Origin of the sequence: Lentibacillus kapialis, from assembly GCF_014646635.1 — a bacterium.
Taxonomy (GTDB): Bacteria; Bacillota; Bacilli; order Bacillales; family Amphibacillaceae; genus Lentibacillus; species Lentibacillus kapialis.
Window position 1 is genome coordinate 1 of sequence record NZ_BMNQ01000076.1, and the last position, 11861, is coordinate 11861.

At 43.4% G+C, this 11861-nt stretch carries 11 protein-coding genes; 10 read left to right on the forward strand and 1 reads right to left on the reverse strand.

Translation table 11 applies throughout. The features are described 5' to 3' along the window. Positions 1 to 389 precede the first annotated feature (389 nt). The 10 genes from IEW67_RS16510 (at position 390) to IEW67_RS16555 (ending at position 11569) form a co-directional block, all read left to right on the forward strand. Complete coding sequence (locus IEW67_RS16510) at positions 390 to 899, forward strand: YfiT family bacillithiol transferase (RefSeq protein WP_188634176.1); 510 nt, start codon at positions 390 to 392, stop codon at positions 897 to 899. Between the two features lie 376 nt (positions 900 to 1275). Then, entirely contained in the window at positions 1276 to 1812 is a 537-nt protein-coding gene (gene rpoE, locus IEW67_RS16515) for a DNA-directed RNA polymerase subunit delta (protein WP_188634177.1), read from the forward strand. 296 nt (positions 1813 to 2108) lie between these two features. Beyond that, positions 2109 to 3710, forward strand: coding sequence for a CTP synthase (pyrG, locus tag IEW67_RS16520; protein WP_188634178.1), 1602 nt, complete (start codon positions 2109 to 2111; stop codon positions 3708 to 3710). A gap of 741 nt (positions 3711 to 4451) precedes the next feature. Beyond that, positions 4452 to 4811: a response regulator gene (locus tag IEW67_RS16525; protein ID WP_188634179.1), complete on the forward strand. Its 360-nt coding sequence runs from the start codon at positions 4452 to 4454 to the stop codon at positions 4809 to 4811. Positions 4812 to 5066: 255 nt separating this feature from the next. After that, on the forward strand, positions 5067 to 5708 hold the full coding sequence (gene fsa / locus IEW67_RS16530; protein WP_188634180.1) for a fructose-6-phosphate aldolase: 642 nt from the start codon (positions 5067 to 5069) through the stop codon (positions 5706 to 5708). A 260-nt stretch (positions 5709 to 5968) separates the two neighbouring features. Beyond that, on the forward strand, positions 5969 to 7255 hold the full coding sequence (gene murA / locus IEW67_RS16535) for a UDP-N-acetylglucosamine 1-carboxyvinyltransferase (protein ID WP_188634181.1): 1287 nt from the start codon (positions 5969 to 5971) through the stop codon (positions 7253 to 7255). Between the two features lie 97 nt (positions 7256 to 7352). After that, positions 7353 to 8321 carry a class II fructose-bisphosphatase gene (glpX, locus tag IEW67_RS16540; RefSeq protein WP_188634182.1) on the forward strand — a complete coding sequence of 323 codons (969 nt, stop codon included), beginning with the start codon at positions 7353 to 7355 and terminating at the stop codon, positions 8319 to 8321. Between the two features lie 561 nt (positions 8322 to 8882). Next, the gene (rho, locus tag IEW67_RS16545) at positions 8883 to 10166 is read left to right on the forward strand and encodes a transcription termination factor Rho (RefSeq protein ID WP_188634183.1); all 1284 of its coding nucleotides are present in this window, start codon (positions 8883 to 8885) and stop codon (positions 10164 to 10166) included. 150 nt (positions 10167 to 10316) lie between these two features. Further along, positions 10317 to 10562 carry a type B 50S ribosomal protein L31 gene (locus tag IEW67_RS16550; protein WP_188634184.1) on the forward strand — a complete coding sequence of 82 codons (246 nt, stop codon included), beginning with the start codon at positions 10317 to 10319 and terminating at the stop codon, positions 10560 to 10562. 383 nt (positions 10563 to 10945) lie between these two features. Continuing rightward, positions 10946 to 11569, forward strand: a complete 624-nt coding sequence (locus IEW67_RS16555) for a thymidine kinase (protein ID WP_188634185.1) — start codon at positions 10946 to 10948, stop codon at positions 11567 to 11569. A 55-nt stretch (positions 11570 to 11624) separates the two neighbouring features. Here the strand turns inward: IEW67_RS16555 and IEW67_RS18250 are convergent. After that, positions 11625 to 11861 (reverse strand): hypothetical protein (locus IEW67_RS18250; protein WP_229671910.1); only part of this gene is annotated, 237 nt, incomplete at its 5' end.

Genomic DNA, 11861 nt, shown 5'->3' on the forward strand with positions numbered 1-11861 from the left:
TATTTGACGGCGATAATGTCGCTTAGAGGGCGAAAATGGAATTTCGACAAAAGCACTGTCATACAAGGGTTTCAGGCATTAATAAACACCCCGAATCCCTTGGTATGTGGGGTGCGAAACTCGAGTGCTAATTCTTCTGGTTGGTATTGCCTTTCTTTCTGGCGGTTGGTATGAGGGGCGACAAGCCGTTCATAAACGAAGGAAACAAGAATTAAATAAAATAAAATCTCATGACATGAAGTAAAAATAACCAGAAAGGAAAGATGAAAATGGTTCATGTATTAAAGTGGCAATATATTCCCGTTTTAGGAGATTAACCAGGGATTAGATATTTATGTTAAAATATAAAAGGATTAGGAAAGTAAAGCATAACGAATGGGGGATCGTAAATGGATATAAGATTTCCAATTGGGGAATTACAAGTTCCTAAAAAAGTAACATTAGAGAATATTCAGGAATGGCTAAAAGACATTGAAACGTATACAATTCGATTAAGAGAAACAGTTGACGCGTTAAGTGACGAGGAGTTAAGCAAAACATATCGTGATGGTAGCTGGACCGTTCGTCAACTTGTTCATCATATTGCAGATTCTCAGTTGAATATGTATCAACGTTTGAAGCTGGCTTTAACAGACGAGAGCCCAACAGTACCAGCTTTTGATCAGGAAGAGTGGGCTGTTCAACCGGATACAAAGCTTCCTATAGAAAGTTCTATTAAAATGTTGGAAGGCTTGAATGAGCGCATTGTATCTTTAGGCAATAGCTTAACTGACGAGCAATTAGATCGAGCCTTTATTCACCAGATAAATGGTAAGATAACAGTTGCAACAAAGGTTGCAAAACTAGCTTGGCACGAAGAGCACCATTTAGCCCATATAAAAATCGCATTATCAAAATAGTACAATATGTTGTTTAATTCTGTCATAGCGCTTCACTGTGATAATACACGGATCTGTGAGGGGTAAGGGGCACAATCCCAAAGGAGAGCCCCCGCCTACTCGACTATTTGCCTTTTACGCCCTTGTTCACCTCTATTTCCCCACCATTTGCGGAATGAGGATTCATTTAAATACTAAATTGGACGGTTTACATCTTTTTAGCGGATTGAGGATCCGCTTCGTTGAGATTAATTTCAATTTAATTGTTTTTCTGTTGGCATATTCGACCTATTTTTGTTTATAATGAATGGTATGATTTGAGCAAACCTATGGCTGGTAAAGTGATGAGGCAAGAATGCCTTGTCTATGAAATATATTGATAAGGGAGTGCGTTATCGTGAGCTTGAAAAATTACAGCCGCGAAGAACTTGAAGTGACATCCATGCTTGAGCTGGCTGGTGAAATCATGCATGATGAACAAAAAGCGCAGAATTTTAATGATCTTTACGGAAAAGTCACTGAATTGAAAGGATACACGGACGAGCAAAAAAGGGAGTTTATTGCACAGTTTTATACTGATCTGACATTGGACGGCAGATTTCTCACGATTGAATCCGACGTTTGGGGACTGAAGCGCTGGTACCCGGTTGAACAGATGGATGAAATTGTAACGTCGCCGGAACCGGAGAAAAAGAAAAAAACGAAGAAGAAGAAAAAGAAAGAAAAAGTTCAGCCCGAACAGCCTGAAGAAGGCGGCTTGGATACGGCTGACGATAATGTTGAAATCCTGACTAATAAATTTGAAGATGAAGTCGTCGATGAACGTGATGAGAGCGCTGATGATACAGGGTTTGATGATGAGATTGATGACGATGACGACTTTGACGATGATGATTTCGATGATAGTGAAGAAGAAGAAGAAGATAACAATTAAAATGGCGCTTGACTTTTAACATGTCGATGCGTACAATTTCTATTGGGCTCGTAAATTCATAAACATATTGCGCTTCCCCTGTGTAATAAAGGGGAGGCGTTTTTTATTTTTTTAGCAGTTAAGAAAGTATAAATTATTTCTTACTGCATAAGTGCAACTAAGGCTTTCGCCATTAAAGCTTGGCGATAAGCCAAGTTTTCTAATAAACAGAAGTATATCAATTGAAAATGGATGTAATCTTATCAAAAGAGCAATCAAAATAGGACACAACCATACAGAAAGAAGAGGGATGAGCGTTGACGAAATATATTTTTGTGACCGGCGGTGTGGTGTCATCACTTGGTAAAGGCATAACAGCTGCTTCGCTTGGCAGGCTTTTAAAAAACCGGGGGTTAAAGGTGACTATTCAAAAATTTGATCCGTATATTAATGTTGACCCCGGAACAATGAGCCCGTACCAGCATGGTGAGGTGTTTGTAACCGAAGATGGAGCGGAAACGGACCTTGACCTTGGTCATTATGAGCGGTTCATAGATATTAATTTGAATAAATACAGCAATATTACGACAGGAAAAGTATATTCCAGTGTTATCAAGAAGGAACGCCGCGGCGACTATCTTGGCGGGACAGTACAGGTGATTCCACATATCACAAATGAGATCAAGGAACAGGTCTTCCGGGCAGGTCAGGCGACCAAAGCGGATGTGGTTATCACGGAGATCGGCGGTACTGTCGGGGATATTGAATCACTGCCATTTCTTGAGGCGATCCGGCAGATCAAAAGTGATATTGGGCGGGAACATGTTATGTATATTCATTGTACACTCGTGCCGTATATTAAAGCTGCCGGCGAGGTTAAAACAAAGCCGACCCAACACAGTGTAAAGGAATTGCGCTCGCTGGGTATCCAGCCCGATGCGATTGTACTGCGTTCAGAATTGCCAATCAGTGAGGAAATGAAAGAAAAAATTGCATTGTTCTGTGATACCGATAAACAAATGGTTATTGAGATGCTTGATGCCGATACCCTTTATCAGGTGCCGATCGCCCTGCAGAAACAACAGCTTGATCAACTAACATGTGATCATTTAGGGCTTAACTGTAATGAGCCTGATATGCAGGAGTGGGAACAGCTGATAGCCAGTGTGCGGAATTTAAACCGGACAACAGTTATCGGGCTTGTCGGAAAATATGTGGAGCTGCCGGATGCATATTTATCAGTAGTCGAAGCTTTAAAACATGCAGGGTTTTCGTATGATACCGATGTTAAAATCAAATGGATTAATTCAGAGAAATCGAGTACGGAGGCGATTATAAGTGAGTTGGAGCACGTTGACGGAATACTCGTCCCAGGTGGATTTGGTGATCGGGGAATAGACGGCAAAATTGAGGCGATCCGCTATGCCAGGGAAAATAAAAAGCCATTTTTCGGTATATGCCTTGGGATGCAGCTGGCAACGGTTGAATTTGCAAGAAATGTGCTCGGTCTTAAAAATGCGCATTCGGCAGAAATCAATCCGGCCACTCCAGATCCCATTATTGATTTACTGCCTGAGCAGAAGAATATTTCTGATTTGGGCGGGACATTGCGGCTTGGCAGCTATCCATGCAAGCTGATGGAAGGCACGAACACAAGGTGGGCTTATGGAGATGAAGATCTGATATATGAACGCCACCGTCATCGTTATGAGTTCAATAATGATTACCGGGAGCAGGTGTATGAAAATGGCATGATTCTATCGGGGACAAGTCCTGATGAACGGCTGGTGGAGACTATTGAACTCGCTGACCATCCATGGTTTGTCGCGTGTCAGTTCCATCCGGAATTCAAATCACGTCCGAACCGTCCGCAACCACTCTTCCATGGATTTATCGGTGCAGCCTGCCGAGATTACTAGGAGTCTTGGACATGACTAAGAGATGTACAGTACGAAAGATAAACGATACTCCGTTTTAGCGGAGGAAATATACGTAGACTGCGGGAGGAAAGGCCTCGGTGAGACCCCGCAGTGCGTCAGAACGAGGAGGTTCACCAGCCGCCCTAAGGTGCGCGAAGTATATTTCCGGAGCGGTGTATACGCTCTAGTTAGTTCGGTTTTTCCTTAATAAAACGACTTTTGTCCAAGGCTCTTAGGGAAAATCTCGATTAAATTAGCTATAAGAGGTTGTTCAAAAAGTCCGGTAAACATGACACTTCGAATTTCTTCGTTGGCTTGTTTCTCCGCTCCTTGGAAAAGAAAAACACTTTTCCTGCGTGCGAAGCGGCTTCAGGGTAGCATTACTTGTGCTCATGTATCTAAAGGCATACATTCCGCTGCTCGAAACTGCGCCGCCCTCGAACTTCTTGGTCCTTTTTATCCTCCTTTTTGAACACGCACTATAACATAAGACTTGGATAACAAACAGAAACGTGTTTGTTATCCAAGTCTTATTTATAACGTCAGAAAGTATAAATGATGGATGACCCTATAAGAAAGCTTCGGGATTCGCTATAAGACGAGGCGAATCCCGAGTTTTTCTAATTAAGTGCTTAATTAAGTGCTTAAACGCCCTTTTAAATAGAGGAATTTTAGGAAGATTTGTAGAATAATAACAAAAGTGAAGCATAGAAAATACATAAGTGAGGAGTGTTCAAGTGTATGACCAAGGCGATACTGGTAGTGGATGATCAGCCGGGAATACGTATGTTATTACAGGAAATTTTCAACGATGAAGGGTACAGTGTAACAACAGCAGAAAGCGGCAAGGAAGCACTGGATTCTCTGTACGACCGTCCATTTGACTTGCTTATGCTGGATTACAAATTACCGATTATCGACGGTACGGAGGTTTTAAAACAAATGGAGCGCGATCAGATTACTGTTCCGGCGATAGTCATGAGCGGTTTAGTGGAAGATGTCACAAAAGGGATAAATGAGTTCAGTATCGTCAAGAAAGTGGTTGCCAAGCCATTTAATATTCAGGAAGTCAGCGAATTTGTTAAACGTGTTCTGGAATGAAATGATAATAACTTTATAAATAAACGATGCAGCAGACATGATATGCCTTGCTGTATTTTAGATTTGATGGATGCTATAAATGAATGACAGCCATTTGAATCAAAGCTTGCGACATTGCATTCTTGTTGGTATTCTTATATTGTAGTTCATTTAGTAAATTGAAGTATATTGCAGAATCATTTGTCAAAGATTGCCGGACACTTACACCTGTCCGGCGTTGATAAATAAAAATTCAAAGTGAGGGGTTGGCAAACAATGAAATTTTTCCTGGATTCAGCTAGTATTGATGACATCCGTTCCGCAAATGAACTTGGCATTCTAGCGGGTGTGACAACAAATCCGAGCCTTGTTTCAAAAGAAGGTGTTTCGTTCCACGAACGGCTGAAGGAAATCACTGATGAGGTTTCCGGATCCGTCAGTGCAGAGGTCATATCCGAGGACGCACAAGGCATGGTGAAAGAGGGGAAAGAACTGGCGGCAATCGCACCGCATATTACGGTGAAAGTTCCGATGACGCTGGAAGGCCTGAAAGCCGTCAAAAAGTTCAGTGAGCTGAACATAAAAACGAACGTGACGTTGGTTTTTAACGCAAATCAGGCACTGCTTGCGGCCCGCGCCGGAGCATCTTACGTATCACCTTTCCTTGGACGTCTGGATGATATCGGGCATGATGGCATGGACTTAATCGCTACGATTTCCGAAATGTTTAATCGTCATCATATTGAAACGGAAATTATAGCAGCCTCCATCAGACATCCATTGCACGTGACAGATGCTGCCATGAACGGCGCCCATATTGCCACCCTGCCATATAAAGTGCTCGGACAGCTTGTTAAGCATCCGCTTACAGACCAGGGAATCGAAAAATTCCTTGCTGATTGGAATAAGCAAAACTAAATGCATAAAACTGGAAAAAATGTGTAATATAAAAAGGAAAGCGGAGGCGACCGGATAGCGACGTGCGGACTGGACTGAGCCGGAGGAGATAAAGGAAACACGACGACAATAGGGAGTCGATGTTGACTTATCGTACGGAGGTAAAGGAAGTCGCGCTAGTCGCTGGGAGTCGTAGCTGGAAAAAAGGAAAGCGGAGGCGACCGGATAGCTGAAGCTTGCTACGAACAAACTGTACAACGTCTAGAAGCGGGGTGCTGTAATTGCAAAAGATTTTAATCGAAGGCGGTCATCCACTAAATGGCAAGGTACGGATCAACGGTGCAAAGAACAGTGCTGTTGCATTGCTGCCTGCCGCGCTAATGGCCGATTCTCATGTCGCCATCGAGGGGCTGCCGGACATTTCGGATGTCTATACACTTGGCGGTTTGCTTGAGGAAATTGGCGGGAAGGTGAGCTGGGATGGGCAGACAGTGCATATTGACCCTGAAAATATGATTTCCATGCCGCTTCCGAATGGAAAAGTCAAGAAACTGAGAGCATCCTATTATTTTATGGGGGCCATGCTCGGTAAATTCAATCAGGCCGTGATTGGATTGCCGGGAGGATGCCATTTAGGGCCGCGGCCGATTGACCAGCATATTAAAGGATTTGAAGCACTGGGAGCAGAAGTCACCAATGAACAGGGTGCTATCTATATCCGTGCCAATGAGCTTCGCGGAGCCAGAATATACCTTGATGTCGTCAGTGTCGGAGCAACCATCAATATCATGCTTGCTGCAGTTAAGGCAAAAGGAAAAACCATTATTGAAAATGCGGCAAAAGAACCTGAAATCATTGATGTTGCGACACTATTGACGAATATGGGGGCCAATATCAAAGGTGTCGGAACCGATGTCATCCGGATTGAAGGTGTCCCTTCTTTAAACGGGTGTCAGCATACCATCATTCCAGACCGGATTGAGGCCGGCACCTATGCGATTGCTGCTGCAGCACAAGGCAATGAGGTCATCATTGATAATGTGATACCACAGCATTTGGAGTCTGTTCTGGCGAAGCTGGAGGAAATGGGAGTTGCTGTCGAGCAGAGCGATGAGCAATTATATATCGCCCCGAGACATCCGCTTAAAAGTGTTGATGTGAAAACGCTCGTTTATCCCGGTTTTCCAACCGACCTTCAGCAGCCGTTTACGACATTACTGACGAAAGCTGAAAATACAGGCATTATAACAGATACGATCTATTCAGCTCGCTTAAAGCATATTGACGAATTGCGGCGAATGAACGCCATGATTAAGGTTGAAGGCGGTTCAGTGATTGTTGACGGTCGTGTCCAGCTGGAGGGTGCGCGTGTGAAAGCGAGTGATCTGCGTGCCGGTGCATCGCTTATCATTGCCGGTCTTATGGCAAATAGCGTCACTGAAATTACTGGTATCGAACATATTGACCGGGGGTATGAAAAAATCACCGAAAAATTGAATAGCCTTGGTGCCAACGTATGGCGGGAAGAAATGAGCGAAAAAGAGATCGAGCAATTCCAGAATTCATAATAAATGTGACATGTCCATAGTGAGATAGAAAAAGACTCCCTTCAAAATGTAAATCCTTTTGGGATGAGGAAATTTTTATATTAAAGGAGAGGGAGATATGGAAAGAAGTTTATCAATGGAAATTGTTCGCGTGACAGAGGCTGCCGCGCAGTCATCGGCACGCTGGATGGGCCGCGGGAAAAAGAACGAAGCAGACGATGCGGCGACAACAGCGATGCGCAATGTTTTCGATACCATTCCGATGCAGGGCACTGTTGTTATCGGTGAAGGGGAAATAGATGAAGCACCAATGCTTTATATTGGTGAGGAACTTGGAACAGGATCCGGTCCCACAGTAGATATCGCTGTCGATCCGCTTGAGGGAACAAGTATCGTGGCACAGGGTACTTGGAATGCACTCGCGGTCATCGCGATTGCTGATAAGAGGAACCTATTGCATGCACCTGATATGTATATGAAAAAAATTGCAGTAGGAGCCGATGCAGTCGGCAAAGTTGATATCAATGCATCCACGTTGGATAATTTAAAAGCAGTAGCCAAGGCAAAAGATAAAGCAATAGAAGATCTGGTTGTCATTGTGCTGGATCGTCCCCGTCATGCTGAATTAGTTGAAGAGATCCGTGCTGCCGGTGCGCGCATCAAGCTGATTCCGGATGGCGATGTGGCTGCGGCTATGCATACAGCTTTTGATGATACGGGTGTTGATATTTTAATGGGCATAGGTGGAGCGCCCGAGGGCGTCATCAGTGCAGTCGCCTTAAAATGTCTGGGCGGGGAAATCCAAGGCAAACTTGTTCCGTCCAATGACGGCGAAATTGAACGCTGTAAGGAAATGGGTATTGCAGATTTTGAAAAAGTCTATTATATGGATGATTTTTGCAGTGGTGATGATGCCATCTTTGCTGCAACCGGCGTAACAGATGGTGAGTTGCTGCGGGGTGTGCAATTCAAAGGATTAAAAAATACGACCCAATCAGTTGTCATGCGTGCTAAAAGCGGGACAGTCCGTTTTATTGACGGCGAGCATAGTCTGAAGAAAAAACCTAACCTTGTTATAAAATCATAGCATACGAACTGAAGAAACCATGTTTGAATAATAAACAACAGGAACCTCCACTTCTAAACCTCAAGATGAAAAAGGATAAGTGGAGGTTCAATGGCACAAGAAACATGTCGGATTCTATTCCTGCTGATTTTGCGATAAAAATTTTCAACTAGAGTATTGAATATAACGCCATAAAAATGTATGATAATGTTTATGGATAAGGATAATGGGTAATAATAAACAACAAAACTTCCATTCTAGCTTCCTGAGCTTCCTGCAAACTCTTCTATCGTTTTATACTGACCATTCACAATAGAAAGAGAATAATCTCACTGTTATCACAATGCAAACGTATTTTCAAAAATAAGGATAATCGAGCCAAGAAGTTCGAGGTGGCACAAACCCCCCCCGAGCGGCGAAATGTATGCACAAGACAAGCTAAGCTCTATTGCATTCGCATCGCAAACGGGAAAAGCGACTTTCTCTTTCCAAGGGGCAAAAAAGCAGGCTGGCGAAGAATTTCAATGTGTGCTGACCGGACTTTTTGAACAATCTTTAAAAATAATTGGGTGTGGTGATTTAATGGCATCATTAACGATTTCCCATCTGGAGACATTAACACTGAAAGAAATTTATGCTCTGGCCAGGGAATACAAAATATCGTATTATTCAAAACTGACAAAAAAAGAACTTATTTTTGCTATTTTAAAAGGACAGGCTGAACAAGATGGCTTTTTATTTATGGATGGCATCCTGGAAATTATCCCTTCAGAAGGATTCGGTTTTCTTCGTCCGATCAATTATTCCCCAAGTGCAGAAGATATTTATATTTCCGCATCACAGATTCGTCGCTTTGACTTAAGGAATGGAGACAAGGTATCCGGGAAAGTGCGGCCGCCAAAAGAAAACGAACGATATTACGGTCTGCTGCATGTGGACGCGGTAAACGGGGAGGATCCGGAAACGTCAAAAGAACGTGTTCATTTTCCTGCACTCACAGCGCTGCATCCCGACAGACTTATGAAGCTTGAGCGCGAGACAAAAAATCTGTCCACCCGTATTATCGATTTGATGACACCTGTTGGCTATGGCCAGCGCGGCTTAATTGTTGCTCCCCCAAAAGCAGGTAAAACAGTCCTCCTGAAGGAAATTGCCAACAGTATTTCCGCTAATCATCCGGAGTCCAAACTGATTATTTTGCTGGTGGACGAGCGTCCGGAAGAAGTAACTGATATTGAGCGTTCAGTGCAGGAAGATGTGGATGTTGTCAGTTCAACATTCGATGAAGTTCCAGAAAATCATATCAAGGTATCTGAACTTGTTCTGGAACGCGCGATGCGTCTGGTCGAACATAAGCGTGATGTCATTGTTCTGATGGACAGCATCACCAGACTGACGCGCGCCTATAATCTTGTCATCCCGCCAAGTGGCCGGACTCTTTCCGGCGGTATTGATCCCGCTGCGTTCCACCGTCCGAAACGTTTTTTTGGTGCTGCCAGAAATATTGAAGAAGGCGGCAGTTTCACCGTGTTGGCAACATCACTCGTTGATACGGGATCACGGATGGACGATGTGATTTATGAAGAATTTAAGGGAACGGGTAATATGGAGCTGCATCTCGACCGCAATCTTGCTGAACGCCGGATTTTCCCTTCAATCGATATCTTGAAATCCGGGACGCGGAAAGAGGAATTGCTTGTGTCAAAAAATCATCTTGACAAAATCTGGGCAATTCGCAAAACAATGCAGGATTCTCATAACTTCCTTGACCGCTTCTTGAAACGTTTGCGCGCAACGAAAAACAATGAAGAGTTTTTTCAGCAGATGGATGACGAAATGAAGCGAAAGGGCACTAAGCAGCCATAAAGCGGCGTGAGGAAGTGATTAGCTATTGCAATCATCACGCGGCGCTGTTATAATCTTTCTATGTGAGTTCAACTAACGTTTGAGACCTGTGACGGCTCTTACAATAACTCTGAATGCATAAGGATTCAGGGCAAAAAGGAGTGGAAAGACATGAAAAATGAAATTCATCCGGAATACAGAAATGTTGTTTTCCTGGACACAAGCTCGGATTATAAATTCATGAGCGGTTCAACGCAGACATCTGAAGAAACGATCGAATGGGAAGATGGCAACACGTATCCGCTGATCCGTGTTGAAATCAGTTCAGCTTCACACCCGTTCTATACCGGCAAGCAAAAGGCTGATAAAGCCGGCGGCCGCGTAGACCGGTTCAAGAAAAAATATAACATGAAGTAACATCGGATCCGTCCATATAAGGCGGAATTTGTTTCGATAAAAAGCTGAGGTAACCATACCCTCATATGAAAAACAGGCAATTTGTCCACATGTTGCCTGTTTTTTCACTTTATAACGTCAGAATCTATTAGAAAACTTGGCTTATCGCCAAGCTTTAATGGCGAAAGCCTTAGTTGCACTTATGCAGTAAGAAATAATTTATACTTTCTTAACTGCTAAAAAAGTGTCAGTAGTTGCTATTAAGCCAGATGAATGGCGAGTTTTTCCAACTAATATTATTATCATTCTTGACGAACGTCTTACGAGCAAAAGCTTTCTGCCGGGCATAATGTTAATCGAATGCTTACATAATAGGAATACATCTTTGAAGGGAGTCCCTGCTCATGTACGTGATGAACCAAAATGGATGGGTTGAAGTGATTTGCGGCGGCATGTTTTCCGGCAAATCTGAAGAATTGATACGGCGCGTTCGCCGGGCAACATACGGCAATCTCTCGGTCCGTGTCTTTAAGCCGGTGATTGATGACCGTTATGCCGAGGAATCAGTTGTTTCCCATAACGGTACGTCTGTCATCGCGCGTCCTGTAAAAAGCTCGGAAAAAATATTGGAATATCTCGGGCGTCATCATATTGATGTGGTTGGGATCGATGAAATCCAATTTTTTGATGATAACATCGTCTCTGTTGCCAATGAACTGGCAGACAAAGGGATTCGTGTCATTGCAGCCGGACTTGATACAGACTTTCGCGGAGAACCATTCGGCCCGATGCCGGAGATGATGGCACAAAGCGAATCTATTTCTAAGCTGAATGCAATATGTCCGATTTGCGGATCCCCGGCTAATCGGACGCAGCGGCTGATTGATGGCGAGCCCGCTTCATATAACGATCCGGTCATTCTGGTAGGTGCGTCTGAATCGTATGAGCCCAGATGCCGACATCATCATGACGTACCGAACAAACCCGGTAAAAAAAACGCTAAAACCATAACCGGGATATCTGATTAAAAAAAGAGTGCCGTGGCGCTCTTTTTTTAGCAGTTAAGAAAGTATAAATTATTTCTTACTGCATAAGTGCAACTAAGGCTTTCACCATTAAAGCTTGGCGATAAGCCAAGTTTTCTAATAACGTCAGAAAGTATAAATTATGGATGACTTTATAAGAAACGAACATGGCATTCGCTATAAGACGAGGCGAATGCCGCGTTTTTCTAATCAGATAAGAAAGTATAAAATTTGAGAATATCACAATACCCAATACTGTGTGTTTTTGCGCACCCCGCTGTTGGGCAGTCCAGGT

Excerpts from the sequence above, each read along its gene's own strand:
- IEW67_RS16550 (WP_188634184.1), top strand. The coding sequence starts at position 10,317 with ATGAAAAATGAAATTCATCCGGAATACAGAAATGTTGTTTTCCTGGAC.
- IEW67_RS16555 (WP_188634185.1), top strand. The coding sequence starts at position 10,946 with ATGTACGTGATGAACCAAAATGGATGGGTTGAAGTGATTTGCGGCGGC.
- fsa (WP_188634180.1), top strand. The coding sequence starts at position 5,067 with ATGAAATTTTTCCTGGATTCAGCTAGTATTGATGACATCCGTTCCGCA.
- IEW67_RS16510 (WP_188634176.1), top strand. The coding sequence starts at position 390 with ATGGATATAAGATTTCCAATTGGGGAATTACAAGTTCCTAAAAAAGTA.
- IEW67_RS16525 (WP_188634179.1), top strand. The coding sequence starts at position 4,452 with ATGACCAAGGCGATACTGGTAGTGGATGATCAGCCGGGAATACGTATG.
- glpX (WP_188634182.1), top strand. The coding sequence starts at position 7,353 with ATGGAAAGAAGTTTATCAATGGAAATTGTTCGCGTGACAGAGGCTGCC.
- rho (WP_188634183.1), top strand. The coding sequence starts at position 8,883 with ATGGCATCATTAACGATTTCCCATCTGGAGACATTAACACTGAAAGAA.